This window comes from Selenomonas oralis (assembly GCF_051603425.1).
Lineage (GTDB): Bacteria > Bacillota > Negativicutes > Selenomonadales > Selenomonadaceae > Selenomonas > Selenomonas sputigena_A.
Genome location: NZ_CP194411.1, coordinates 1,855,886 through 1,882,707 on the forward strand (window position 1 = coordinate 1,855,886; position 26,822 = coordinate 1,882,707).

The 26,822-nt window shown below is 56.1% G+C and carries 25 protein-coding genes and 1 CRISPR repeat array; of the genes, 22 read left to right on the plus strand and 3 right to left on the minus strand.

All coding sequences use genetic code 11. The annotated features are described in order from the left end of the window. Positions 1-177: 177 nt before the first annotated feature. Positions 178-1,209, minus strand: coding sequence for an AI-2E family transporter (locus ACRTGH_RS08845; RefSeq protein WP_368846255.1), 1,032 nt, complete (start codon positions 1,207-1,209; stop codon positions 178-180). Positions 1,210-1,389: 180 nt separating this feature from the next. Here ACRTGH_RS08845 and ACRTGH_RS08850 point away from each other — a divergent pair, with 180 nt between their 5' ends. The 8 genes from ACRTGH_RS08850 to ACRTGH_RS08885 all read left to right on the plus strand — a co-directional run bounded on the left by ACRTGH_RS08850 (position 1,390) and on the right by ACRTGH_RS08885 (position 7,668). Continuing rightward, a complete protein-coding gene (locus tag ACRTGH_RS08850) occupies positions 1,390-1,539 on the plus strand; it encodes a hypothetical protein (RefSeq protein WP_368846254.1) in 150 nt (49 codons plus the stop codon). A gap of 16 nt (positions 1,540-1,555) precedes the next feature. Next, a complete protein-coding gene (locus ACRTGH_RS08855) occupies positions 1,556-1,999 on the plus strand; it encodes a CBS domain-containing protein (RefSeq protein ID WP_368846253.1) in 444 nt (147 codons plus the stop codon). A gap of 144 nt (positions 2,000-2,143) precedes the next feature. Continuing rightward, the gene (gene rny / locus ACRTGH_RS08860) at positions 2,144-3,688 is read left to right on the plus strand and encodes a ribonuclease Y (protein WP_368846252.1); all 1,545 of its coding nucleotides are present in this window, start codon (positions 2,144-2,146) and stop codon (positions 3,686-3,688) included. Between the two features lie 276 nt (positions 3,689-3,964). After that, a complete protein-coding gene (locus tag ACRTGH_RS08865; protein ID WP_368846251.1) occupies positions 3,965-4,486 on the plus strand; it encodes a hypothetical protein in 522 nt (173 codons plus the stop codon). A 148-nt stretch (positions 4,487-4,634) separates the two neighbouring features. Beyond that, positions 4,635-5,417, plus strand: a complete 783-nt coding sequence (locus ACRTGH_RS08870) for a TIGR00282 family metallophosphoesterase (RefSeq protein ID WP_368846250.1) — start codon at positions 4,635-4,637, stop codon at positions 5,415-5,417. A gap of 140 nt (positions 5,418-5,557) precedes the next feature. Further along, positions 5,558-5,818 (plus strand): stage V sporulation protein S, encoded by a 261-nt coding sequence (locus tag ACRTGH_RS08875; RefSeq protein WP_368846249.1) that lies wholly within the window; start codon positions 5,558-5,560, stop codon positions 5,816-5,818. A 58-nt stretch (positions 5,819-5,876) separates the two neighbouring features. Continuing rightward, positions 5,877-6,710: a PHP domain-containing protein gene (locus ACRTGH_RS08880; protein ID WP_368846248.1), complete on the plus strand. Its 834-nt coding sequence runs from the start codon at positions 5,877-5,879 to the stop codon at positions 6,708-6,710. 124 nt (positions 6,711-6,834) lie between these two features. Continuing rightward, entirely contained in the window at positions 6,835-7,668 is an 834-nt protein-coding gene (locus tag ACRTGH_RS08885) for an Asp23/Gls24 family envelope stress response protein (protein ID WP_368846247.1), read from the plus strand. A gap of 95 nt (positions 7,669-7,763) precedes the next feature. On the opposite strand, the gene ACRTGH_RS08890 is transcribed toward ACRTGH_RS08885, so the two are convergent. Then, on the minus strand, positions 7,764-8,279 hold the full coding sequence (locus ACRTGH_RS08890; RefSeq protein ID WP_368846246.1) for a DNA-deoxyinosine glycosylase: 516 nt from the start codon (positions 8,277-8,279) through the stop codon (positions 7,764-7,766). 134 nt (positions 8,280-8,413) lie between these two features. Beyond that, on the minus strand, positions 8,414-8,806 hold the full coding sequence (locus ACRTGH_RS08895) for a hypothetical protein (protein ID WP_368846245.1): 393 nt from the start codon (positions 8,804-8,806) through the stop codon (positions 8,414-8,416). A gap of 486 nt (positions 8,807-9,292) precedes the next feature. On the opposite strand from ACRTGH_RS08895, the gene clpB reads away from it, so the two are divergent. From clpB to fusA, 14 genes are all read left to right on the plus strand, one after another. Then, positions 9,293-11,866 (plus strand): ATP-dependent chaperone ClpB, encoded by a 2,574-nt coding sequence (gene clpB, locus ACRTGH_RS08900; RefSeq protein WP_368846244.1) that lies wholly within the window; start codon positions 9,293-9,295, stop codon positions 11,864-11,866. A gap of 260 nt (positions 11,867-12,126) precedes the next feature. Further along, the gene (locus ACRTGH_RS12255; RefSeq protein ID WP_488657300.1) at positions 12,127-12,357 is read left to right on the plus strand and encodes a transposase; all 231 of its coding nucleotides are present in this window, start codon (positions 12,127-12,129) and stop codon (positions 12,355-12,357) included. A 3-nt stretch (positions 12,358-12,360) separates the two neighbouring features. After that, the gene (locus tag ACRTGH_RS08905) at positions 12,361-13,368 is read left to right on the plus strand and encodes a transposase (protein ID WP_438474225.1); all 1,008 of its coding nucleotides are present in this window, start codon (positions 12,361-12,363) and stop codon (positions 13,366-13,368) included. Positions 13,369-13,675: 307 nt separating this feature from the next. Continuing rightward, entirely contained in the window at positions 13,676-15,406 is a 1,731-nt protein-coding gene (locus ACRTGH_RS08910; protein ID WP_368847330.1) for a hypothetical protein, read from the plus strand. Continuing rightward, entirely contained in the window at positions 15,399-16,352 is a 954-nt protein-coding gene (locus tag ACRTGH_RS08915) for an RAMP superfamily CRISPR-associated protein (RefSeq protein ID WP_368847331.1), read from the plus strand. Before ACRTGH_RS08910 ends, ACRTGH_RS08915 begins: the two co-directional genes overlap by 8 nt. A gap of 1 nt (position 16,353) precedes the next feature. Continuing rightward, complete coding sequence (locus tag ACRTGH_RS08920; protein ID WP_368847332.1) at positions 16,354-18,003, plus strand: hypothetical protein; 1,650 nt, start codon at positions 16,354-16,356, stop codon at positions 18,001-18,003. Then, positions 18,003-19,427: an RAMP superfamily CRISPR-associated protein gene (locus ACRTGH_RS08925; protein ID WP_368847333.1), complete on the plus strand. Its 1,425-nt coding sequence runs from the start codon at positions 18,003-18,005 to the stop codon at positions 19,425-19,427. Before ACRTGH_RS08920 ends, ACRTGH_RS08925 begins: the two co-directional genes overlap by 1 nt. Next, complete coding sequence (csx19, locus tag ACRTGH_RS08930) at positions 19,424-20,020, plus strand: type III-D CRISPR-associated protein Csx19 (protein WP_368847334.1); 597 nt, start codon at positions 19,424-19,426, stop codon at positions 20,018-20,020. The genes ACRTGH_RS08925 and csx19 overlap by 4 nt, the downstream gene beginning before the upstream one ends. Then, positions 20,004-21,767 (plus strand): TIGR03986 family type III CRISPR-associated RAMP protein, encoded by a 1,764-nt coding sequence (locus tag ACRTGH_RS08935; RefSeq protein ID WP_368847335.1) that lies wholly within the window; start codon positions 20,004-20,006, stop codon positions 21,765-21,767. Before csx19 ends, ACRTGH_RS08935 begins: the two co-directional genes overlap by 17 nt. Before the next feature lie 437 nt (positions 21,768-22,204). Beyond that, positions 22,205-22,818: direct repeats of the CRISPR family, unit length 37 nt; unit sequence CTTACATGTACATACATACCGCTTGCGGTATTGAAAC. A gap of 149 nt (positions 22,819-22,967) precedes the next feature. Next, on the plus strand, positions 22,968-23,231 hold the full coding sequence (locus ACRTGH_RS08940; RefSeq protein WP_368847336.1) for a CRISPR-associated endonuclease Cas1: 264 nt from the start codon (positions 22,968-22,970) through the stop codon (positions 23,229-23,231). A 213-nt stretch (positions 23,232-23,444) separates the two neighbouring features. Continuing rightward, complete coding sequence (locus ACRTGH_RS08945) at positions 23,445-23,693, plus strand: L7Ae/L30e/S12e/Gadd45 family ribosomal protein (RefSeq protein WP_368847337.1); 249 nt, start codon at positions 23,445-23,447, stop codon at positions 23,691-23,693. A 109-nt stretch (positions 23,694-23,802) separates the two neighbouring features. Continuing rightward, on the plus strand, positions 23,803-24,180 hold the full coding sequence (gene rpsL / locus ACRTGH_RS08950) for a 30S ribosomal protein S12 (protein WP_368847338.1): 378 nt from the start codon (positions 23,803-23,805) through the stop codon (positions 24,178-24,180). A 41-nt stretch (positions 24,181-24,221) separates the two neighbouring features. Continuing rightward, a complete protein-coding gene (rpsG, locus tag ACRTGH_RS08955) occupies positions 24,222-24,692 on the plus strand; it encodes a 30S ribosomal protein S7 (protein ID WP_368847339.1) in 471 nt (156 codons plus the stop codon). Between the two features lie 39 nt (positions 24,693-24,731). After that, the gene (gene fusA, locus ACRTGH_RS08960; RefSeq protein ID WP_368847340.1) at positions 24,732-26,810 is read left to right on the plus strand and encodes an elongation factor G; all 2,079 of its coding nucleotides are present in this window, start codon (positions 24,732-24,734) and stop codon (positions 26,808-26,810) included. The last annotated feature ends 12 nt before the right edge of the window (positions 26,811-26,822 follow it).

Sequence of the window (26,822 nt, forward strand, 5' to 3'; positions counted from 1 at the left end):
CGCTCATCGGCCGGCTTCATTTTGTCATCATGCCCGAAAAAAACTGCCTGCCGCAGGAAATGCGGCAGGCAGTTTTTTGGCATGATTTATGGGGCTTCCGCTCGATCTTGGCGGTCACGGCACATTACATGCACAAACGTTCGGGATGTGGACATTGTGCGCCGCCCTTACAGGAACCTAGTCGATCGGTCGGCATCTTTCGGCTTGCTCCCTTGAGGTTTCGTGGTAGATGTCGATGATCACAAGCTTCACGATGACGATGAAGGGGACGGCGAGGAACATGCCGGCGGGGCCGAGAATTTCGCCGCCGAAGATGACGCCGAGGATGATGGCGACGGGATGGAGGTTCAGCGATTTGCCGACGAGCGTCGGATAAACGAAATTGTGGTTGATCTGTGTGAGTGCGATGTAGAAGACAAGCGTCTGCAGCATGAGTTCGCGCGACTGGGTCGCGGTCAGGATGGTGCCGAAAGCCGAAGCGGCGGTCGGTCCCAGGACGGGGATGAATTCGCTGATGCCGGAGAGAAAGGCAAAGACGGAGGAATAGGGCAGGCCTCGAAGCTCAAAGTAGCAGAAGACGATGACGCCCGTGATGAGGCACATGACCAGCTGGCTGCAGATATAGGCGCGGAGCCCTTTCAGAAGTTCGTCGAAGAGATGGAGCACACGTCCGCGTGAGGTGTGCGGAAACAGATTCGCGAGCCATAGTTTTATATCTTCGCCGTCTTTCAGCAGGTAGAAGGTCACGAAGATGATGATGACGAGATCCATGAACTTGCTGAAGGCTTCCAGCAGGAAGGTCAGCGAGGTCTTGAGAATGTCGGCGCTGATGCTGCGCAGATAGGCGAGCAGCTCCGCAAATTCCGTTCGAAGAAACTCGGAGTTTGAAATGAAGGGGATGTTCTGCAGACTCAGCGTGATGTTGGGCAAATCGGCGACAAAGCGCGAGAACGTAGGAAGGAAGGAGCGCGAAAGGAGGCCGAGAAGCCCGATCAAAATGGTGATAAAGACAAGGATGGCAAGCCCGGCGGAAAGAACACGGGGCAGACCCTTTTTGTGCAGAAAATCGACGATGGGCTGCAGAAGAAGCTGCAGGAGAAGCGAAAGAAAAATGATGAAGGCGAGGTCGGGAAAAAACCAAAAGGCCGAAAGCAGCAGGGTGCAGGCGACGGCGAGGATGATGGATGTGCGGTAGTTCGTTAGGTTCATGGGAACCTCCTTTGTCCTTGGCGTAAACTGTACGCACAAACGTCCGGGAAGCGGATGCTTGTACGCCGCCCTTGCAGAAAACGACCGATCGATCTGCGCCCGTTGGGCTTGTTTCCCGGGATTTCATGCTAAACGTGCCGGGTATGCTCCGAAAGAATCTATTTTATGAAAATATTATGCATGAAGAAGGAAAATCCTGCCGGCGAAGGCGATCTTGCCGGATTTTTTCTCAGACAATCGGATGGGCTGCTTTGTGGGGCGGCAGGATTTGGGATGAGAAAACGCGAAATAAAGAAAGAAATAGGAAGATATTTGAAGAAGGGCAGATAAAAAGGAGGGAAACATCATGCAGGCAAGAGATATCATGACGAAGGATCCCATCACGGCAAAGCCCGGGGCAACGATTCGGGAAGTGGCGGAGATCCTCGTGGAGAATAAGATTTCGGGTTTGCCCGTCGTGGATGAAAACGGTGTGATGCTCGGCATTGTCAGCGAGGGGGATCTGATGCGCAAGAAAATTGCGCCGAAAGCGCCGGAGATTTTGAGCGTCCTCGGCGCCATCATTTATTACGATGGGCTGAAAGAGTATCGCGAGGCATTTCGCAAGCTTTCGGCAGTGACGGCGCAGGAGATTATGACGAAGGATGTGATTTCCGTGCAGCCGGAGGAGGATGTGAGCAAGGTGGGCCAGCTCATGCTCGACCATCATGTAAAAAGGGTGCCGGTGCTCAATGGCCGCCGTCTTGTCGGCATTATCAGCCGTTCGGATATGGTGAAGATGCTCCTTTGAGCGATAAAAAGAAAAGGCTCCCTTAGGACTTTAAGGGAGGTTTGTTGTGATGATTCTTGACATGGCATGAGAAACATCATACAATAGTTAGGTATAGTTTTCAGCCACTTGCTATCACATACGATAAAAATCAAAAATCAGGAGGTGTTAACCATCGTTGAAATAATATTGGCGGTCATTCTTTCGGTGATCGCCGGCGCCGGCGGCGGATATCTGCTGCGCAAAAGGGCTGCGGAGGCGCAGATCGGCTCGGCTGAGGAAGAGGCGAGGCGGATTGTGTCCGAGGCAGAGGCCAAGGGGGAAAGCCGCAAAAAGGAGGCTTTGCTCGAGGCAAAGGAAGACATCCATCGGCTCCGGCAGGAGCTCGATCGCGATACAAAGGATCGCCGCAATGAACTGCAGCGGCAGGAACGCCGTATTGTACAAAAAGAGGAAAATCTTGACCGCAAGCTTGATTCCCTTGAAAAGAAGGAAGAAGCTTTGCTGGGCAAGGAAGCCAAGATTGACCGCGTAAGGGCTTCCGTCAACGAGTTAAGGGACAAGCAGAAGGAAGAACTTGAGCGCATATCAGGCCTGACGGCTGAGGAAGCGCGCACGATGCTCATGGCGGAAGCGGAAGATGCCTTGAAGCATGAAAAGGCGATGCTTATCAAGGATTATGAGCAGCAGGCGAAGGATGAGGCCGACAAGAGGGCGCGCGACATCGTTTCGCTCGCCATCCAGCGCTGCGCTGCCGATCAGGTGGCGGAAACGACGGTGTCCGTCGTTTCCTTGCCGAACGATGAGATGAAGGGGCGGATCATTGGCCGTGAAGGGCGCAATATCCGTGCACTCGAAACCTTGACGGGCATTGACTTCATCATCGATGATACGCCGGAAGCTGTCATTCTTTCGGGGTTTGACCCAGTGCGGCGCGAAGTGGCTCGCATAGCGCTGGAAAAACTCATTGTTGATGGCCGGATCCATCCCGCCCGCATCGAGGAAATGGTCGAGAAGGCGAAGCGTGAGGTTGAGCAACGCATCAAGGAAGCGGGCGAACAGGCGACGTTTGAGACGGGCGTGCATGGGCTTCATCCCGAGTTTGTGCGGCTCCTCGGCCGCCTGCGCTATCGTACGAGCTATGGGCAGAATGTCCTTAATCATTCCATCGAGGTCTCCCATCTCGCCGGCGTCATGGCGTCGGAGCTTGGCGCTGACGTAATGCTTGCGAAGCGCAGCGGACTTCTGCACGATGTCGGCAAGGCCGTCGATCATGAGGTCGAGGGCTCGCATGTGACGATCGGTGCGGATCTGGCGAAAAAGTACCGTGAGTCCAAAGAGGTTATCAACGCCATCAGCGCCCATCATGGCGATGTGGAGCCGATGACCGTCGAGGCCGTGCTTGTCGCAGCGGCGGATGCCGTTTCAGCGGCAAGGCCGGGGGCGCGCCGCGAGAGCCTCGAGGCATATCTGAAGCGTTTGACGCGCCTTGAGGAGATTGCCGAGTCGTTCGATGGCGTCGACAGCTGTTTTGCCATACAGGCAGGACGCGAGGTGCGCGTGATGGTGAAGCCGGAACGCGTCGACGATGTGGCTTCGGTGACGCTCGCGCATGATATTGTCAAGAAGATCGAAACGGAGCTTGAATACCCGGGACAGATCAAGGCGACAATCATTCGTGAGACGCGCGTTGTTGATTACGCGAAATAGTTGTATAATGGGGGTGTTGGGAGGATGCTTTCCAGCACCCTTGATTTTTAAGGACGGAATCACGGATAAAGTGAAGTCTGTCAGCTTGGTGCAAATTTTCGTCTTGTTAAGGAAAGGGGCGGCAGAGAGGACGCATAGCGGGGCTGTGCGGAGGATCTGCCGGCGCAGAGAAGGGCGGAGAAGATGCGCTGAGATGGCGGCGCTGAATTTTATCCGTGCTTGCGAAAGCACAGCGGTGCATATTTTGGCTGGCAGCAGGGAAACGAGGTGTTTGCTGTGGGTAAATTCGCGAGGAGCGCGAAAAAACCGAACAAGGATGGCATCAATCTTCTGGTCTCCATTCTTGTCTGTTATCCGGAGATCGGCATGGTCAGCTATGAACCGGAAAAAGAGGCCTTGGATTTTTCTTTCACCTTGCAGAAAATCCCTCCGCGGAAGGAATTCGAGGAAATTGCGGCTTTTTTGGAAGAGAGCATTCTCACGTACCATGACCTTGAGGGGCTTGTCCCGGGAGAGATTGATTTCTCCTTGGAGGGGCAGGGGAATACGGCGTTTTTCCGGGTGCTGCGCGATGTGCGCACGCTTTCGCGCGGCGAGATTGCCCTTCTGGCAGACCTCATGCGCGACCGCTTCGGCAAGTCGCTCGTTTCCGATCAGATGCGCGACGTCTATGAAGAGGATAATTTTTTGCGTGAGGAGGCCATCGACCATATGATCGGCAGCCTCAAGGCGAGCCGTATGTCCGACCGTATGATCGGCATACGCGAAGAAGGCCGTGTCATGGTGTTCAACAAGTAAAGGGTTCGCCGGAATAGAAAAATAATCGGCTGCAAGTCGCGGGGCGGGATGCCCGGCGGCTTGCTCTTTTTGCAGAAGGAGGCGCGGGCAGGAGAGCGTCCGTAGGGCAGGCGTCGGAAGATGTTCTGCCGGAGAGGTGGTTTATGTTTTGCGGGTCATGCTTGTGGGAGATGTTTGCGGCAGAGTGGGGCGGGAGGCTTTTCGTCACTTTACGCCCATCCTGCGCCGGGAGAAGTCCGTGGATGTTGTTGTCGTCAATGGGGAGAATTCCGCAGGCGGCAAGGGATTTACGCGCAAGTCGCTCGATGAGCTTTATCATGGGGGCGCGGACATCGTGACCTCGGGCAACCATGTCTGGGATAAGAAGGACGTCCTGGAATTTATCGACGAAGAGCCGTTTCTTGTGCGGCCGGCGAATTATCCCGAGGGCGCGCCGGGGCGCGGCTATTGCATTTTTCCCTATCGGGCGAAAAATATCGCTGTCATCAATATGTCTGGACGCGTCTTCATGCCGGAAATGGATTGCCCCTTCCAGAAGATCGAGGGAATCCTGCGGGAAATCCGAGATGAGGCCGATGTCATATTTCTTGATTTCCATGCGGAGGCGACGTCGGAAAAGGCGGCCATGGGCTGGTATCTCGACGGGCGAGTAAACGCTGTCGTCGGCACGCATACGCACATACAGACGGCGGATGAACGCATCTTGCCGCAGGGGACGGCCTATATCACGGATCTGGGTATGACGGGGCCGTGGGATTCCGTCCTTGGCGTCCGCGTGGATCGCGTGCTCGAGAAATTCACGACGTGCCGCCCCGTGCGCTTTGAAGTAGCCGAGGGAGCGGCCGTATATTGCGCTGTCATTGTCGAGGTGGACGATGCGACGAACCGCACGGTATCCGTCGAACGCGTGATGAAAAAGACGGAAGAATGAAACAAGCAGGATTTTTCCCTTTTGTATAGAATAAGCAAAAATTAGGGTAGGAATTTTTATTGGTCTTTTGGATGCTGCATGAAAAATCTGAATCGACAGATAGAAGCGGAAAATCCGATATCCATGGGAGGGAAGGCAGAATGGAAGTCTTGAAAGTTTCGGCGCGGTCCAATCCTAACGCAGTGGCGGGGGCTTTGGCAGGCGTCCTGCGCGAATCCGGCGCGGCTGAGATGCAGGCTGTCGGAGCCGGTGCGCTGAATCAGGCGGTCAAGGCGATAGCCATAGCCCGCGGCTTTGTCGCACCGCATGGCATTGATCTTGTCTGCGTCCCGGCCTTTACGGATATTGAAATCGATGGCGAGGAACGCACGGCCATCAAGCTCATCGTTGAGCCGCGCTGAAAGAGCAGGGCGGCGGATCCCTACGCACAGATGGGCTTATTGAGGGAGTGAGGTTCTAGTGGCTAGCGATTTGCATACGCATACGTCGTATTCCGATGGGAGATTGACGCCGGAAGAATTGGTGGCGGCCGCCAAGGAGGCGGGGCTTCATTATATTGCCATTACCGACCACGATACGGTTGAAGGCATTACGCATCTTTATGAGCAGGGTCTTTTACCGAAAAAAGGCATCGGCATTATTCCCGGCATTGAATTCAGTGCACATCACGAAACACACGAAGTGCATATACTCGGCTACAATGTCGATATTTACCAAAGCGAGCTGATCAATCGCCTGACCGATGTAGGAGAGGCGCGTTGGGCGCGTTTTTCCGAGATGGTGGGAAAGCTGCGCGAACTTGGCTATGCTGTCACGGAAACAGAAGTGCTCAAGATTGCAGGAGCGAGCAAGTCCATCAGCCGCTCGCATATCGGGCGGGCGCTTGTGAACAAGGGGTTCTTTCCGACGGTTCGCGAGGCCTTTGATGCGGTGCTGTCGAAGGGCCGCCCCGCCTATGTCTCGCATTACCGCCTGGAGCCGGAGGAGATTGTCGCGCTCATCAAAGGGGCGGGCGGTACGCCGATTCTCGCACATCCCAAGCTTGTCGGCGATGACGATCTCGTGGAGCGTTTGCTCAATCTGGGCATGGAGGGCATAGAGGCTTTTTATCCGCAGCATGATCCTGTGGATACGCAGCGCTATATTGATATGGCGGAACGCCGCGGCCTCCTCGTGACGGGCGGTTCGGATTTCCACGGTTTTGCGACGCGCCATCCGCAGGAGCTGGGACTTTTCACCATTGATGACGGTTACGCCGAGAAGCTTTACAAGCCGAGGCGCAGCCTTTCATGAGAAAATAGAAGCGAGAATTCGCTGCGGGCAGAGGAGACTTGGCGCTTCTGTTTGACAGGGAGTGTGGAAAAGATGGGACAAGCACCTCTTTCGTGCCCGGCAAGGAAGAAGCAGGAGAGAAGAAATGGACGTCATAGCATTCGTTGGCCCGAGCGGTACGGGAAAAAGTCATCGCGCCTTGCTCGTGGCACATCAACATCAGGCGGATGCCATCATTGACGATGGTATATTGATCAAGGACGGCAAGATTGTCGCCGGCAGTTCCGCGAAAATGGAGAAGAGCAAGATCATGGCGGTGCGCCGTGCGATCTTTGTCCTGCCCGGCCACGCGGAAGAGGTGAAAGCAGCCATTGCAGAATGCAGGCCGCATCGCATCCTGATCCTTGGCACATCGGAAAACATGGCGTACAAGATTGCGCGCATACTCGGGCTGCCGTCGATCGAACAAATCATTCATATCGAGGATATCGCGACGCAGCGCGAGATGAAGAAGGCGCGCGACAGTCGGCTGAAGCAGGGGAAACACATCATTCCCGTGCCGACGATCGAGCTCAAGCCTCATGCTTCCGGTTTCCTCATCGACCCGATTCAGTCGTTTTTCCGCCGCAACCGCACGCATCGCCGCAAGTTGGGGGAGAAATCGATCGTGCGCCCCATTTTCAGTTACTACGGCAAACTCATTATCGACGATCTGGCAATTCGGGAGATTGTCAAGCGAGTTGTCACGGAGAAGGAGTATGTTTCGAAGGTCAGTGGGATCCGCGTGCGCCACCTGTGGAAAGGGGACGAGGATCGCGGCCTTGAGATTTCCTGTTCCGTCGTGCTCACCTACGGCAGCCATATCCCGACGCTGATTAAGGAGACGCAGCAGCGCGTGCAGAGCAATGTCGAGTATATGACGGGGCTTTTTGTGCGCGAAGTCGATATCACGGTGCAGACGCTCTATGTCGAGGCGTAAGAGCAGCGGCGCGGATTCTCTTCACGGCGAACATGAACGCCGGGAAAGCGGCGCGCTTTCTGCGCCTTGTTCTTGCACTGAAAAGGCGCTTCCTCTCATTTTTCGAGGGGAAGCGCCTTTTTCCATGCTTCGGCGAGCTTTGTAAAATTCCAACGCGCATTGGCTGCACTCGTCGAGGGCAGCGCGTGAAAGGTCAGATCCCTGCGTGCCATGAGCTCCCGGTTGGCACGGCGGAAGATCGCGGCGGATTTGCCGCCGTTGAGGCAGAAGGTATGGAGGCGCGGATATCGTTCGAGCAGGTCGGAGAAATCGTTGGCGCGGACGTTGCGTATGGCGGAATCGAGGCTGCCTTCGCGCTCGCAGGAATCAATGGAATCCCAAAGTGCGATGCGATGCCGAAGTAGCATGGAAAGGCGAGCCGCATACTCGTCCGGGGGAGGAGTTCCTTCCAGAAGATGCGCCATGAGCCGCCAGAAACGGTTTTGCGGGTGGGCGTAGTATTGCTGCTCGCGCAGGGAAACAACGCCGGGCATCGAGCCGAGGATGATGTGCGTGCAGTTTTCGTCAATGCTTGGCTCCAGACCGAGGCAGAGGGGGGATTCGTTGGACAAGGTTGTTGCTCCTTTCCTTAAATTCGTCAGAGCTGCCGGCGCAGAGGAAGACGGGCGGTGCGATTCCTGCGGGCGGCGGAAAAGATGAGGAAACGCCCCTCTTTCGCTTTTTGAGGGCACGGCATTTCCTTCCACTATATGTGGAAGATGTTCATCATGCGCATGGCAAGTTTCTTGGCGTCCTCGTCCTTGTGGCGCAGAAGGTAGGAGAGCGAGCCGACGAAGAAGAAGGAGGAAATGGGAACGAAGCGCCGTCCCTTTTTGAAATTGGCCCAGACGAGAAGCTTCCGGTAAAGCATCTCGATATCCTCGCGCGTCGCGCCGTGCTTTTCAAGCAGGCGGGCCAGCCGCCGGTCGGCGAGACAGTGGGCGTAAATGACGTCGATCAGTGCCGGATCCTCCGGACGATCAATGTATTCGTTGATCAGGTTGTTGACAAGCGTGGAACGCTTGAGCGAACGGCGCATCTGCAGGACGAAGAGGAGGCAGAGTGCGGCGAATAGAAAGAAAAGAAGCGTTTTCAGCATGGAAACCTCCAGACGATTTTGCAGGATACATCTTTGCCGGCGGTGCGCGATTCGGCGCTTCCCCGTGCGGGCGTTCCTGCACGGCGGCGGGGAGAATACGGCTTGCCTGCAATTTTGCGGTTTGCTGCAACTACTATACCATAGAATACGCGCGATAGAAAACCGTCTTTTGCAGGAAGTGGAAGGGCTGCGCCAAAACTACACGCACAAGCGTCCACATTTTGAACATTGTGCGCCGCCCGTGCCTGAAATTCAGTCAATCGGTCTTCGCCTACGGCTTGCCCCATGGGGAAGTCATGGTGAAAAAATAATTGGTCAAAAGGTCAAAAATATATTTGACTTTTTGACTTTTTGCGTTATAATAGAAAACGTAAAGGGCGGGAGGAAAGGAATCCTAGGGTGCGATGGCGCCGCAAGCTCTTTGCCTGGAAGATTTCGAAAAGTATATGGAGAGGAACGTCTTTTTGATATATGGGAGGGAGCATTATGGGAGAAGAAAAATATACGGAGAAGGCTCTGTCGGCGATGCAGGCGGCGCAGCAGGCGGCGGCGATGCGATATCATCAGGAGATCACGTCGGCGCATCTGCTTTATGCGTTGGTGCAGGAGCCGGAAGGGCTGCTGGAAACAATTTTTGAGGACTGCGGCACGGATCAGGCAATGATTCGGGCACGGCTGGAGCAGGAGCTCAACAAACTGCCGAGCGTCAAGGGACAGGATCGCCTCTCGATGGGCATGGATATGGTGCGCGTCATCGGCCGGGCGCAGGAATATGCGAAGAGCATGAAGGATGACTATATCAGCACGGAGCATCTTCTGCTTGGCATTGCGGCGGACGGCAGCAGTGAAGTGCAGGAAATCTGCCGCCAATTCGGTTTGACAAAGAGCAGCGTCATGGGAGCCATCAAGAAGAACCGCAAGCAGAACGTGCGCAGCGGCAATCCCGAGGAGGGCTACAAGTCCCTGGAAAAATACGGGCGCGATCTCACGGATGCGGCGCGAAAGGGAAAGATCGACCCTGTGATCGGGCGCGATGAGGAGATTCGCCGTACGATTGAGATTCTGACGCGCCGCACGAAGAACAACCCGGTGCTCATCGGCGAACCGGGCGTCGGCAAAACGGCGATCGTCGAGGGACTTGCCCGCCGCATCGTGGCGGGCGATGTGCCGGAGTCGCTGAAGAACAAGACGCTCTACTCGCTCGACATGGGCTCGCTCGTGGCGGGCGCGAAGTTCCGCGGCGAGTTCGAGGAACGGCTGAAGGCTGTTCTGAATGAGATTGCGAAGTCGGATGGGCAGATCCTGCTCTTCATCGACGAGGTGCATACGGTCGTCGGTGCAGGTGCAGCCGAGGGCGCGATGGATGCGGGCAATCTCCTGAAGCCGATGCTTGCACGCGGCGAGCTGCGCTGCATTGGTGCGACGACCCTGAACGAGTATCGGAAGTATATCGAGAAGGATGCGGCTTTGGAGCGCCGCTTCCAGCCCGTCATGGTCAGCGAGCCGACGGTGGAGGACACGATTTCCATCCTGCGCGGCATCAAGGAGCGCTACGAGGTGCATCACGGCGTGCGCATCCGCGACAATGCGCTCTTGGCGGCAGCGACGCTCTCCGACCGCTATATTTCCGACAGGTTCCTGCCGGACAAGGCGATCGACCTTGTGGATGAGGCTGCCGCAAAGCTGCGCACGGAGATTGAGTCCATGCCGCAGCCCCTGGATGAGGCGCGCCGCAAGATCATGCAGCTGGAGATTGCCGAGCAGGCGCTGAAAAAGGAAACGGACGAGGCCTCGAAGGAAAAACTCGTGCATGTGACGGAGGAAAAGGAAGAACTCCAGAAGAAGGAGAAGGAGCTCAAGGACAAGTGGGAGGGCGAGAAACAGGCCATCCTGCGCGTGCGCGCCGTCAAGAAGGAGATCGACCAGGTCAAGAACGAGATGGAGATTGCCGAGCGCGATTACGATCTCAATCGCCTTTCCGAGCTGCGTTACGGCAAGCTGCCGTCTTTGCAGAAGCAGCTGGCGGATGAGGAAGCCGCTTTGGCGGAGAAGGCTAAGGACGACCATCTCTTGAAGGAAGAGGTCAGCGAAGAGGATATCGCCGAGGTCGTGAGCCGCTGGACGGGCATTCCCGTATCGAAGATGCTCACGGGTGAACGCGAGAAGCTGCTGCGCCTTGAAGATGTGCTGCACGAGCGTGTCGTGGGGCAGGATGAGGCTGTGCGTGTCGTGAGCGAGGCGATCCTTCGCGCCCGCGCCGGCATCAAGGATCCGAACAGGCCGATTGGCTCCTTTATCTTCCTCGGGCCGACGGGCGTCGGCAAGACGGAGCTTGCCAAGACACTGGCGGAATCCCTCTTTGATGATGAGCGAAGCATGATCCGCATCGATATGTCGGAGTATATGGAAAAGCATTCCGTCGCTCGGCTCATCGGCGCGCCTCCGGGCTATGTCGGCTACGACGAGGGCGGACAACTCACCGAGGCGGTGCGCCGCCGCCCCTACAGCGTCATTCTGCTCGATGAGATTGAAAAAGCGCACCGCGATGTTTTCAACGTGCTCCTGCAGATTTTGGACGACGGGCGGCTCACGGACGGCAAGGGACGTGTCGTGAACTTCAAGAACACGGTCATCATCATGACGAGCAACCTTGGCTCGCATGAAATCCTGAACAAGGATTTTGACGAAGCGCAGGCGGCCGTCAAGGATTTGCTCAAGGAGTACTTCCGGCCCGAGTTCCTGAACCGCGTCGATGATATCGTCGTGTTCAAGGGTCTCAAAAGGGAGCAGGTCAAGCGGATTGCCGTACTCCTGCTCGAAAGCCTCAGCAAGCGTCTGGAGCACCAGGTGGGCATCACGCTCACATGGACGGAGGAAGCGCTTGAGCTTCTGGCGAACCAGGGCTTTGACCCGAATTTTGGCGCAAGGCCGCTGCGCCGCCTGATTTCTCATAAGGTGGAGACGGCTTTGTCGAAAGAGATCATCAAGGGCGAGGCAAAGGATGGCGACTCTGTGGAAATCGGCGCGGCAAACGGCGACTTTACATTCAAGACGCTGTGATTTGCGCACGGGGACTTGCATAAACGTGCCCCTGCATGAGAGCGCATGTCGTTCTGCACCGTTCGGCTTGACCGTTTGGGCGTTTAAAAAAATATAAAACAAGGGGCTGTCGCACATAAATCATGTGCGACAGCTTTTTCGTGCACAAAAAGTGCCTCCGCCCTAGCAAAAGGGCGGAGGCGGGTGTAAAATAGACTTATGCAAAAAACCTAATTTTACAACCAGATTATACCGCATGGGGCGAAACTTATCAACCCTGCTTGCCCCTGAATTTTGAAATACAGATTCCCAAGAATGACCCGGTTCGCCTGCTCCGCCAATGTATCGGAGGGATGGATCTAACCGCGCTCTATCGCACCTATGGACGTATCGACAAAAATCTGGCGTCCCCCAGGCAACTGCTCGCCATTCTCATCTATTCTGGCATGAACCATCTCTTCAGCTCTCGAAGAATTGAGACGGCTTGCCGACGCGATGTGAACTTTCTTTAGAAGATGCGCAAGCAACTGAAACGTCTGCAGAAGGAGCAAGGCCTCGTCTTCGTTCATGGGAGCGGACGGCGCAAAAGCATGCTGCAAAAGACGCTGGAGAAACTGGACGAGTTCATCGCACGCTGGAAAGATTACCAGAAAAAGCTCCGCATCATGGGAACGCGCAACAGCTTCGCCAAGACGGATCCCGATGCGACCTTTATGCGGATGAAAGAAGATGCGATGCGAAACGGACAACTGAAGCCGGCCTACAATATCCACTGCGGCGTCGATGCAGAATTCATCACATGGGCAACGGTTGGACCGCAACCGACAGATACGACGACGCTCATCCCGTTCCTAGAAGATTTTCATGCGCATACGAAGGAGCGCTATGCCAAGGTCATCGCCGACGCTGGTTATGAAAGCGAAGAGAACTACGTCTATCTCAAAGCGAATGGGCAGGCGGCCTACATCAAGCCGAACAACTACGAACGAGCAAAGACCCGGGCTTGGAAGAATGACATCGGGCGTTTCGAGAACATGACATATCTCAGCGACGAAGACGCCTATCTCTGTGCCGACGGCAGGAAACTTACGGTTACGGGCACGAAGACGGTAAAGAGCAAGACCGGCTATGCGAGCGTCAAGACCTGCTACAAGGCAGAAGATTGCAGCGGTTGCAAAAGGAAGGCCGAGTGCATACGCGGCAGATCGAAACTGCCCTTGGAAGAGCGGACGAAATGCTTGGAAGTGGCAAAAACATTCCATGAGGAACGAGCCGCGTCGAAGGCGCGACTGACATCGGAGGAAGGCATACAGTTAAGGGTCAATCGAAGCATCCAAGCGGAAGGAGTTTTCGCCAACATCAAGGCGGACATGGGATTCCGGCGTTTCCTTAGTCGAGGCAATGCCAATGTACTTGTGGAAACGATGCTTTTGGCAATGGCGCACAACTTCGGGAAGCTGCATCAGAAGATTCAGCGGGGGTATGGAAAGCAATATCTCTTCCCTATAGAAGTTGCAGCATAAAAATACGCAGGAAAAAGCTGGCATGGTACAGCGTTCTTTCCTGCGCATTTTTTCGAGAGATTTCTTATAGAAATGAATATTTGATTCACGCGATAAAAATGAGGGGCTGTTGCATAAGTCGAATTCGACTCATGCAACAGCCCCTTTTCCGTATCGGAGGCATTGTGATTCAGGCCTTTTCCTCTTGCCGGAACGCAGCCGGGCTTCTTAAAATAATTTTGTCGAGAGAAGAATGGACAGAAGGAAGTCTTCTCCCTAAAGTCGAATTATTAAAATATCATGACAAAAGGGCAGGGAGGAATGACGGATGGAAAGTACGATGAAGGCGATTTTGTTTGATACGCGCTCCATACAGAAGTACATATTTTCAAGCAACCAGCTGAAAACAAACATCGGGGCGTCTTTTCTCGTGGAGAAAGCATTTGCCCACGAGCTTGTGGATGTCCTGCGCGGACTTTTCGGCGAGGAGGAGGTCGATGCGGCGACATGGCGGAACGTGGATTCGCCCAACTGGACGGAGATGAAGGGGAAATGCCGCATTGGCTATATCGGCGGCGGCAACGCCTTGGTGCTTTTTCGTGAGGGAACGTCGGATGAGGAACTGGTCCGGGTGGTTCAAGACTTTACCCGGCGGCTGCTCTGGAAATGCCCCGGACTTCGCATCGGGGCGGCGCGCGGTGAGCTCGTGCTGGACGAAAGCGGCGCGTATCGCGTGAGCCGTGTGGCTCGTGAGGACGGGAAAACGGAAGAGGTCGACGACCTGACGCATCTCGTGCACAAGCTCAAAGCGCAGCAGAATCTCTTCTTCCCCGCAGTATCGCTGCCCTATACCGGCCTGACGCTCTCCTGCGAGGCGAGTGCGGAGACGGCGAACGCCTACGACGTGGACGATGTGAAGAAGGAAAGCCGTTTCCTCTCGTGGGAAGTGAAGATGAAGCTGCAGGCGGCGAGAAAGAAAGGCCGGCTGATTGCTCCCGCGGAGGAAGAGCTTTTGGACAAGCTGCGCAGCGTTCTGACGCCGGAAGTCATAGCGGGCCGTCCGCTTCCCCCGCTGCGCCCGTACGCCATCGGGATGGAGCAGCTGGCAGGGGAGCTGCAAAAGTATGCGTTCCCTGTTGATTTTGACAAACTGGGGCAGCGGGAGACCGAGGATTACATGGCCATCGTCCATATCGACGGCAACAATATGGGGGAAAAGTTCCGCGACTGCAGCACGCTGACGAAGCGCAAGAATCTGTCGTTTGCGGTGCGGCAGAAGTCGATTCAAGCGTTCTGTGCGCTTCTGACCTGCATCGTCGGCAATTATGAAACGCTGCAAAAAAATCTTCTGCTGGGGAAAGCTGACGACGGCAAAAACTATCTGCCGGTTCGCCCCATCGTGCTCGGCGGCGATGATATGACGTTCGTCTGCCCGGCAAAATACGCGGTCGCTTTTACAAACATCGTTCTCGAAGCGCTGAACCGTCTTGGCCTCGACAGCTGCGGCGGCGTCAGCATCCTGCCGACGGCGTATCCCTTCTTTCGCGGCTATGAGATTGCCGAGCAGCTCTGCGGTGCGGCAAAAGGAAAAATGCGCCAGCTGCAAAGAGCGGGGAACGCTGAAGGCTCCTGCTGGCTCGACTTCGCCATCCTGCACGGGGAGCAGCCGCCGACGTTGGAGCAGATTCGCGCCCAGCAATACAAGGGAAAATGCGGTGCGATGCACTTCGGCCCCTATCGCGTTGACGGTGCGGCGGCGGAACCGGAATACATTGGGAACCTTCTGGAGGCTGCAGCGCAGCTCGTACAGGGCAAAAGCCGCATGCCGATGAACAAGATCAAAGAGCTGCGCGCGGTATTGGCGGCAGGTGAGCATGAGCAGCAGCAATTCATGGCGCAGTACCGCCGCTTGGCTGCAAGCGGCGCAGCGATGCGGCTGCCGGACATCGCTGCGTGGGAGCCGTACCGTGAAACCTTGTGGCAGGCGGGCAGAACCCCCTATGTTGACGCCATCGAGATGATCGACTTCTACGTGCCGGAGGAGGTGCAGCATGGCTAAGAAGATGAATGCGAAAATGATGTGCGAAAGCCAGAAAAAACAGCAGCAGCTAAAACATGCCGAAAGCCGCCGCCGTCAGGTGCAGATCAATCAGCAGAAGCAGCAGGAGAAGCAGAAGCCGCAAGAGTCGATGAAAGCGCCTGCTGCGGGCGGATGGACAGCGGCGGGCGAATGCCGGAGCGTGGAAGAGCAGCTGAAACGTCTGAATCACAAGCCGAGGGACTTTTCTTCGCTGCAGCCTCCTGACCCGGAGCTGGCAAAAGAGGGGGAAATCCGCTTCGATGAATTTGCGCTGGAAATCAGGGCGGAATCGCCGCTGCATCTCGGCTCGGGGCGTGCCGACGTCAATGTCGACGCCGAGATCGTGCATGACAGGGCAGGCCTGCCTTATTTTCCCGGCAAGAGGCTCAAGGGGCTCATCTACGAGAGTGCGCTGGAAGTCCTTGAGATGTCCGAGGCTTCCGGGCTGCAGCTCTTCACGGAAGAAGAGCTCAGGGAACTCTTCCAGCATGGGATGGAAACAGCGACCCAGATCATCCTGCCCAACCTCTACATCGAGCAGGGGAGCGCCTATCGAAAGATGGAAAAAGACTGGCTTTATCTGGAAGACCGCTACCCCGATCTCGTTTCCGCAGAGGACGTGCTCTCCCTCTACACCTCGCTTCGCTACCAGACGAAGATCGATTCGGAGACGGGAACCGCAGCTGAGACCTCCCTGCGCAACATTCGCGTCGCCGATGAAGGCCTTGTCTTTCGCGGCACGGTGCGACTGAAGGAAGGGACGAAGAAGAAGCTCACGATCCTTGCCCTGGCGCTGCGCAACCTCTCACATGCAGGGATGAAGCGCAATCGAGGTTTCGGCCGCATATCCTGCATGATGCTGCAGGAAGGGAAAAATATCCGGGACGTTTTGATCGCTGAGGCATGGAAAGGGGGCAGGGCTTGAGATGAAAAAGATCCGCGTAAAAATAGAAGCCCTTTCGCCGCTCGTATTGTCCACGCGCGGCAATACGACGGTGATGACGGCGTCGCACGATTTTCTCAGCGGCACGCTCGTGCGCGGCATTCTCGCCGAGCGCTATATTGAGAAGAAGCAGCTGGGCGCGAAGGCGCATGAAGATGAAGGCTTCCTTGCCTGCTTCTTTGGCAAACTGCGCTTTGCTGCAGCCTATCCCGTGCGTGCCGCCGACAAGCGGCGTGCGATGCCGACGCCTCTCTCGATCCAGAAGCTCAAGGACGGCGATGAGATCCGGGATCTGCTCGTGGACGATCCCGACGCCGGTTTCAAGACGTTCCGGGGCTTTGCGGCGATCGAGGGAGATGGGATTGAAAAAGTGGAGGCGGCGAGGAACATATCGCTGCACATGAGCCGCAGCAACATCAAGGAGCAGCAGGGAAAGGAAGCGGGCGAATCCTCCTTGGAGCGCCTGGCAGGCCGCTCACGCGACGGCGCGATCTACAACTATGAGGCGGTTGAAGCCGGCGTGAGGTTTGAAGGGGAAGTCTTCGGCGAGGAGGCGGCACTGGAAGGCTTTCTGGACGCGCTGGGTGAGAAGGCTTGGACGGCGCAGGCAGGGCGTTCGCGCTATGCACAGTACGGCGCTTGCCGTGTGGAGCTTGAAATGGCGGAGCTCCTGCCGGAGACGGTCGAGCCGGATGAGAAAAATCGGCTCTATATCCGCCTGGAGACGCCGCTGCTCGCAGCGGACGATCTCACATCGAATGCCGAGGCGGCGCTGCATCAGCTTGTGGATTGGCTCGATGAGGACGGCGCGGGAGAATTCTTCCTGCCCGAGTATGACCCGGCGCAGACCGTGCAGAAAGGGGACGTGAAGAACGCCGTCTTCGCCGACTTTACGCAAGTGGACAACTTCGTCGGCATCTGGGGCATGAAGCGCCCGCGTGCGGTCGCCGTCGCAGCCGGCAGCGTCTTTGTCCTGGGAAAGAAAAGCGCCTGGACGGAAAGCGACAAGGAGCGCCTGCAAAAAGCGCTGTACGAAGGCGTCGGCGCACGGACAGAAGAAGGCTTCGGCCAGCTGCGCCTCTGGCGGCCGCATGCGCTCTCCCTGGTGAAGAAAGCGCGGCAGAGCGAGCGGCGCACGATCCAGTCGGGCACGGTGTGCGAAAAGGCGAAAGAGCTTCTCCTGCGTGCGGCGCAGCAGAAAATGATCGTCTATGCAGCGGAAGATGCCCACTCGAAGCTTAGCGGAGGAAAAGGCGCATCGCACTTCTTCGCGCGCCTTGACTCCCTGTGGAGCCTTGGATGGAGCAATATGAGGGGAGCCTTGGGTGAGGCGATCAAGGAGCAGAAAAGCAATGCAGCGACGCCGTTTGTCCAAAACCTCAGAGAGATCAAAGTCGATGGAAAATCGTTGGAGAAGCTTCTGCTGGAAGCAAATATCGCTGATATGCCGTACAACAAAGAGCGCCGTTGGGAGAAAGAGCTGGGGGAAAAGATCGCCGAATTTCTGGAAGATATCGGGGCGACGGACATCTGGAAAGACGCGAAAGTGCAGGACGCGCTCTTCTACGCATACTGGCATAATCTCTTCCGCTTCGCGAGGAAAGCTGCGGCAGGAAAAGGAGGCGAGAGCTGATGGCGATGAATGAGGAAAGCGTAAGGAAAAGGGTGATCCTGAGCGGCACGCTCGTCCTCGATGCGCCGCTTCTCATCGGTGCAGGCGGCAGCGGCGCCGGAGGCGATATCGACATCGAGGTGCTGAAGACGAAGGAAGGGCAGCCGTTCATTCCCGGCACATCCCTTGCCGGCGTGCTGCGCGCCTTCATGACGGAAGAGGACGCGCTTGGCGCGCGGCTGCTCTTCGGCACGGATCCCGCTTACGAAAGAAATCATGCGGCGGCATGGCAAAGCTCCCTGAGCCTTGACGACATCAAGCTGACTGCCGTGACAATCATCGTGCGCGACGGTGTGAGCCTCGACGAGGTCACGGGAACGGCGATCGAGCATCATAAATTTGACTATGAAGCGGTGGGCAGCGGGGCGCATGGCAGATTTTATGCGGAAATCACAGAGCGCGGCATCCATGACACATACAGCGAAGAAACACGAAATGCCATCCAACTTCTGGCAGGCAGGCTTGCGACAGGCTTCTCCCTGGGGGCGCATACGGCGAAAGGCTTCGGGGAAGTGCATGTGAAGGACTTGCAGCTTCGTCGCTATGACTTCAGCAAGGCGGAGCATGTCAAGGCATGGCTCGGCCCGGAGAAAGAGCGGGAAAGCGCTGTGGAAGCGGAAACCTATGCAGCGCAGGAAAAAACCTATGCCAAGGACGACTGCGTGCTCGAAGCGCAGTTTGCCTTGAAAGGCCCGCTTCTGGTGCGCGATTACGAACGCGCCATGAAGGTGAAGGCTGCGGAGCAGGCAGACGAGGAAACGTCTGTGCATGCGCTCATGATGCGTGAGAACGACCATTGGATCGTACCCGGCGCGAGCATCAAAGGCGCCCTGCGCCATCGGGCGGCGGAAATCCTGCGCAAGCTCGGCATCGCGGGAGAGCTGCTCGATACGATGATGGGACCTTCGCTCGAGCGCATCAAGGCCGCGCCGCAGGAGAAGTGGAAGAGCCGCCTCGTCGTTTCGGAAGCGCGGCTGAAAGACGGCGTCGACATCAAGCTGCAGACGCGCGTGCGCATCGACCGCTTTACGGGCGGCAAGATCGAGACAGGCCTTTTCACCACGGCGCCCATCTGGCAGACCGATGGAAAACGCGCGGCGCTTTTCCTGCGCCTCGTCCTGCATGAGCCGCGGGAAGAAGAGCGCGGTTGGGAGATCGGCCTGCTCCTGCTGCTGCTCAAGGACCTGTGGCTCGGCAGGCTGCCGCTCGGCGGGGAGAAGGGCATCGGGCGCGGCGTGCTTGAAGGCAGAGGGGCTGCCCTGCACTATCGCGGCGAGACGATTGCCTGGGGCGAAACGCCCGACAGCCTGATGGAGGAGGAACGGCAGAAATTGCAGGGATTCGTTCAGGCCCTGCTGGAAAAAAGGGAGGGAAAAGCGCTATGAGCATCGAACTGGCTCTTGCGGACTGCTTGTGCCTGCAAACGGGAAAGACAGCGAAGTTCCCTGCCATAAAACTTGCAAGAACGGAGGCCGCTCTGGGCGAGAAACTGCACGAGCTTGGCATTGCCGAGGCGACCGTTGTGCTTTGGCAGGTGCAGGGCGTCGTCTGGGGGCGCTGGAAGAACGGCGCATTGGAACTGGCGGGCGGGGCGGAGAAGAAGCCTCTCCTGTGGCTGGAAATGCGCGTTTTCAACGAAGAAGCGGAACTTCATCTGAAAAAGCAGGGCGACATGTGGCTTGGGCGCTGCCTCAAGGACGGCGAAGGCGAGCCGGTCGAATACGTCGACAGCATCGCGCGCTTCTGGGGCAGGAAGACGAAGGACGAGCCCGGCGGCTGCATGCGGCTCGAGGATACGGCGCGCAAGCTCCAGCTGGTGTTGCCGCAGGTCGAGGAAAGCGCGGCGTATTACGGACTGGTGACGCGCAGCTATATCGGCTATGAAACGACGGGACAGGCCGGGTACAAGGACTGCCGCTATATGCGCATAGCGGCGGCGGATGTGGAGGGAGGCATGGAAGATGGCACTGCGAGATAGGAAAGCCACGGCATCGTACAACTTTGTGCCGCTGCCTGCGGCCGTCATCAAATCCCCGATCGACAGAAAAGGCGCGAGCGATGAGGAGCTGCAGGAATCCTACCGGAAGTATGTGACAGAGCAGGGCGCCCTCAGCGGCTATATCGAGCTTCGCTGCCGCACGATGACGCCCGTCTTCATCGGCACAGGCGACAAGGAAGGCACCTTCTTCGCGCCTGCCGGCAAGCCCGTCCTGCCGGGCAGCACGCTTCGCGGCATGGTCAAGAACATCTTCAAGATCGTCACCTGCGGCGCGATGCGCACGGACAAGGACGGCGCCGATGTGGCAGATCGTGCGCTTTACTATCGCTCCTTTACGAACAAGTCATACAAAGCGGAATTGGTGGACAGCAAGAAGATTAACGGAAAGCACCAGAGCTTTACGAAAGCAGAACCGGGTTTTCTCATCCGCGACAGGTTGGAAAATCAGTACTATATCTGCCCCGCCGAATTTGAGCGCAAAAAAGACACTTGGCTTGTTGGGAAGCATAAAAAAGTCATTCTTTGGGATGAGTATGAAAAAAGGGGCGGCGAACTGGCGTGCTTCACAGGGCCGATGACGGGCGGCAAGACGGCGAAGACGCATTATACGGTTCACTATGATCCCGATTGGTCTCGGAACAGCCGCATTCCCGTGCCGGACGAAATCATTGCGCGCTACAAGGGCGATCTGACGCGCGATGAAGATCTCGATCTCTTCAAGTTGGCGAAGCGGAACGAGGCGGCGGCACGCTTTGTCGGTGATGATGGCTGCGATTTCGTTGTGCCGTGCTTCTATAAGGAAAAGAAGGGGGAAGTCGCTCATTTCGGCTTCGGACAGTACTACCGCATTCCCTATCCGCATACGATTGGGGAGCATCTGCCGGAGGCCATAAAAAAAGACGCTGCTGTCGTCGACTATGCAGATGCGATTTTCGGGCGCAAGGAGCTTTGGGGCAGCCGCCTGGCTTTTGAGGACGCCGTACTCAAGGAGAGCACAGGCTTTGAAGGAGCGCATTACTCGAAAACCCTGGGGGAGCCGAAACCCACATCATACCAGCTCTATATGGAGCAAAAAGACGAGGAGAACCTCAAGCATTGGGGAACGGAAAACGTTCCCATACGCGGCTACAAGCTCTATTGGCATCAGGCGCCGAACTTTCCGTGGCGCAAAGAGGGCGACATGAAGGACAATGTCGACCGCAAGCTGCGCCCGCTGAAAGCAGGCAGCGTATTCGAGGGCAGGATTCGCTTCAAGAACCTCAGCGAAGTGGAACTGGGTGCGCTCCTCAAGGTCTTTTCGCTGCCGGCGGAGGATCGGGAGCTCTGCTTCAAGATCGGGCAGGGCAAGGGCATCGGCCTTGGCAGCATCCGCGTCGACGCAAAGCTCGTCCTCGTGGACGAGGTGCGTGGCTGCGAGCAGCTTTTCACGGCGGACGGCGGCTGGAACAAAGCGGAAAAGGAAGCCTCCATGGAAGCGTATCTGAAAGCCTTTGACGCTGTTATCGCGCAGCTCGGCGAACGGGAGCGGGCGCGCTATGAGACGTCCCAGATGGCGCTGCTCGATCTTCTCGACTGGAAGGTTACGGAGCAGAAGAATTGGGCGGCAAGGACACGGCAAATGACCCTGGGCGATAAGAATGGAGATCCCTTTGATGAGAAAAGGAAGCAATTCCGCAATCGCTGGGTCTTGCCTACGGCGAAGGAAGTGTATGAAGAAAGAACATAAAGAAGGAGCCTGCTGTATGCCATAAGCAGAACGGCCGGGGCAGGGAAAGACGCGGCGGCTGAAGCTGCAAAAGATACGGCTGCAGTCAGAAAACGACAAATGAAACGACGGGGACGCCTCTCTCGGGAAGCATTCCCGTCGTTTCATTTGGGGCGGCAGGGCTTGAAACTGCTGAAAAAATTGTCCGAGGTTATTGACAGCGTGCCGCCGGCATGATATACTTTGTCCCGTGAGGTTGAGGAATTTGTGAAAAACAGCGTCACCGTCAGGTTTTTGACGTGGACAAATGTTTCCTTGCTATCACTGGGGTGAGAGGCCTTTTCGAGCTGTTTTTGGGACAAAAAAATCCCCGTCACTTGACGTAAAACGCCGAAAAGTGCCGAGGCTGCAGAAATCCCGTTTTGAGCCCACTGTTTTCAAGGGCTGCGGGACACAGTCTTACATGTACATACATACCGCTTGCGGTATTGAAACCATTTTTGAGGAGGGCGGGTCTTTATAAGTTTGACCTCTTACATGTACATACATACCGCTTGCGGTATTGAAACTCACGAAGAGAAGCCGTTGAATTATGACTCTTCAACTTACATGTACATACATACCGCTTGCGGTATTGAAACCACATATATGAGCCTATGTGGCTCCCGATACCTACTTACATGTACATACATACCGCTTGCGGTATTGAAACCTCGGAAGCGAAGACCTCAAGTTGGGTGGTTGGCCAGACTTACATGTACATACATACCGCTTGCGGTATTGAAACCCGGAGAGGACATCCTTTGCCAAAGCATTGAACGTCTTACATGTACATACATACCGCTTGCGGTATTGAAACTGAATAGCGGCGGGGATGACTATGAGGATGATCTTACATGTACATACATACCGCTTGCGGTATTGAAACAAACCTCTTTCTTTCCACCCGTCTACCCCTCGAACTTCTTACATGTACATACATACCGCTTGCGGTATTGAAACTTCATCCGAAACTCCGGCAAAGAAATCGCCGTCCTTACATGTACATACATACCGCTTGCGGTATTGAAAAAACTGAATATGAGCCTTGCTCTTGCATACATCCTTATAAATGCATACATTTGCCTGCAGTGTGCTTTTGAACCCTCCTGCAATTTTGATTGCGTATCTTTTTCCAATGTATGATGGAATTGCCGTGAAGGCGTTTTGGGAGGGATTGAAATGTGTGTTATTTATATGATGTCGGCGGAGACAAGGGCGACGAGGGACCATGGCAGGCTTTTGCTCTACTGCAAGGGGGAGAAGATTGCGAGTGAACCGATTCGCTGCCTTTCGGGCGTCGTGGTGACGAAGCAGGCGCATCTGACGATGCCGCTTCTTTATGCCTTGCTGGAAGCCGGCGTTCCTGTTTCGTATATGGATTTTCGCGGCCGCGTCCTGGATGTTTTGGATGGGAAGCGGGCTTTTTATGGCGCCTTTGTGTGAGGCGTGCGCGGCTCGGATTTGGCAGGTGGGTCGCATGAGGGAAGAGGAGCGGCCCTGCATCGTGGCGTGATTCGCACCGCAGAAGGACACACGGGGCTGCGTGTATTTGAAAACGTTGATGAAATAAAGTGTTGACTTTGTTTTTGTGTTTTGTTAATATATATAGGTGCCTGAGCACTGAGCAGAAATTAGCGCGTGGGGAGTGAGAGCTGCATGACACTTGATACGCTGAAGGGCGAGGCCAAGGTCATTGGAATCAAGCAGGTCACGAAGGCTGTGAGCAAGGGTCGGGCAGCGTACGTCTTTACGGCGGACGATGCCGATGACCGCGTGATGGAGCCTCTTCTTCGTCTTTGCGAGGAAAAAGAGGTGGCCGTTGTTCGCGCTTCCACGATGCAGGAGCTCGGCAAGGCTTGCTCTATCGAGGTCGGCGCCGCTGCGGCGGCCGTTCTGAGACAGTGAGCGCGTCAGGTCGGTAAAAGCCTCGTCAAGCCGCAAGGCGGTGGTCGAAAGACTGCGGCGGGGTGATTATAAATAATAAATTCTCAATATGAAGGAAGGAGGTGCATCAATGCCTACAATCAATCAGTTGGTTCGCAAGAGCCGCAAGAGCATGGAGGAGAAATCGAATGCACCGGCACTGAAGAATTGCCCGCAGAAGCGCGGCGTTTGCACGAGGGTTTACACGACGACCCCGAAGAAGCCGAATTCGGCTCTCCGCAAAGTCGCCCGTGTTCGTTTGACGAACAGCATCGAGGTGACGGCATACATTCCCGGTATTGGCCATAATCTGCAGGAGCATAGCGTTGTCTTGATCCGCGGCGGCCGTGTCAAGGATCTGCCTGGTGTCCGCTACCACATCATCCGTGGTTCGCTGGATACGGCAGGCGTCCAGGATCGCGGTCAGGCGAGGTCCAAGTACGGCGCGAAGCGCGCGAAGAAAAAGTAAGTTTTCTTCATTAAATAAGGTTATGACTAGGAGGGGTAACAATGCCAAGAAAAGGTTCCGTACCCAGACGTGACGTGTTGCCGGATCCGGTATACAAGTCCAAGACGGTGACGAAGTTTATCAACAAGGTGATGCTCTCGGGAAAGAAGAGCGTTGCTGAACGTGTCGTTTACGATGCTTTCGAGACGATCCGCGCCAAGACGGGCAAGGATCCCCTGGAGGTTTTCGAGACGGCGCTGAAGAATGTCATGCCGGTCCTCGAGGTGCGTGCCCGCCGTGTCGGCGGCGCGAATTACCAGGTGCCGGTCGAGGTTCGTCCGGAGCGTCGCATGACGCTCGGTATTCGCTGGCTTGTGAATTACGCAAGGCTTCGCGGTGAGAAGACCATGGACGAAAGGCTTTCGGGCGAGCTCATGGATGCTGCGAACAATACGGGCGCGGCAATCAAGAAAAAAGAAGATACGCATAAGATGGCTGAGGCTAATAAGGCATTCGCTCATTATCGTTGGTAATCCCAAGCAGTATCTCATCTAGTTAAGGAGCGATAGTAAGTGGCAAGAGAGTTTTCTCTAGAAAAAACTCGCAATATCGGCATCATGGCCCACATCGATGCCGGAAAAACAACGACAACAGAGCGCATCCTTTTTTACACGGGTATTACCCATAAGATCGGCGAGGTTCATGACGGCGCTGCCACGATGGACTGGATGGCCCAGGAGCAGGAACGCGGCATTACGATTACGTCGGCTGCGACGACCTGCCATTGGAAGAATCATCGTATCAATATCATTGATACGCCCGGTCACGTTGACTTCACAGTCGAGGTGGAGCGTTCGCTGCGCGTGCTTGACGGCGCTGTCGCTGTCCTGACGGCGAGAGGCGGCGTCGAGCCTCAGACGGAGACGGTCTGGCGGCAGGCGGAGAAGTACAATGTCCCGCGCATGGCCTATGTCAATAAGATGGACATCACGGGTGCGGATTTCTTCAATGTCATGGATATGATGCGTGAACGCCTGCACGCGAATCCGGTGGCAATCCAGCTGCCGATTGGTTCGGAGGATACGTTTGAGGGCATCGTGGATCTGATCAAGATGGAAGCTATCATCTATGAGGATGATCTCGGAAAGGTCGCCGACGAGGTGGCGATTCCCGATGATATGAAGGATCTCGCCGACGAGTACCGTGAAAAGCTTCTGGAGGCGGTCGCCGAAGAGGACGACGACCTCATGGAGAAGTACCTCGGCGGCGAGGAGATCTCGGAGGATGAGATCCGGAAGGCCATCCGCAAGGCGACGATCGCCTGCAAGATGACGCCGGTGACGTGCGGTTCTTCGTACCGCAACCGCGGCGTGCAGCCGATGCTCGATGCGATTGTCGATTTCATGCCCGCGCCGATCGACATCCCGGCGATCAAGGGCGTCGATCCCGATACGGGTGAAGAGGATCATCGCGATTCGACGGACGACGGCCCTTTTGCGGCGCTTGCGTTCAAGATCATGGCGGATCCGTATGTCGGCAAGCTCGCGTTCTTCCGTGTCTACTCGGGCACGCTTTCTTCCGGCTCCTATGTATTCAATTCGACAAAGGGCAAAAAGGAACGCATTGGCCGCATCCTGCAGATGCATGCGAATCACCGTGCGGAGCTTGACACGGTTTACAGCGGCGATATCGCTGCTGCGGTCGGCCTCAAGGATACGACGACGGGCGATACGCTCTGCGACGAGTCGAAGCCGATCGTTCTGGAGTCGATGGAGTTCCCCGATCCGGTTATCTCGGTCGCGGTGGAGCCCAAGACGAAGAACGATCAGGAGAAGATGGGCATCGCCCTGCAGAAGCTGGCGGAAGAGGATCCGACGTTCCGTGTGCGCACGGATCAGGAGACGGGCCAGACGATCATCTCGGGCATGGGCGAGCTTCATCTGGAGATCATTGTTGACCGTATGCTGCGCGAGTTCAAGGTCGACTGCAATGTCGGCAACCCGCAGGTCGCATACCGCGAGACGATTAGAAAGTCCGCGAAGGCGGAGGGCAAGTTCGTGCGTCAGTCGGGCGGCCATGGCCAGTACGGCCATTGCTGGCTGGAGCTTACGCCGCAGGAGCCGGGCGAGGGATTCACGTTCGAGAACAAGATTGTCGGCGGCGTGATTCCGAAGGAGTTCATCAATCCGATCGAGAACGGCGTGCGCGAGGCTATGGACAATGGCGTTATCGCGGGCTATCCGATGGTCGACGTCAAGGTCACGGTCTACGACGGATCGTTCCATGAGGTCGATTCCTCGGAAATGGCGTTCAAGATTGCCGGCTCGATGGCGTTCAGGAATGGCGCCGAGAAGGCGAATCCGGTGCTTCTCGAACCTTATGTGAAGGTCGAGGTCATCGTGCCGGAGGAATATATGGGCGATGTCATGGGCGACATCAACTCGCGCCGCGGCCGCATCGACGGCATGGAAGCGAGAAATGGCGCGCAGGTCATCAATGCGTTTGTCCCGCTGTCCGAGATGTTCGGATATTCGACGGATTTGCGCTCTAAGACACAGGGTCGAGGGAACTACTCCATGGAAGTTTCTTACTATGATGAAGTTCCTAAGAATATAGCCGAGGCTATCATCGCCAAGAACAAGGGCGAGTAAAGGGAGGAAAAA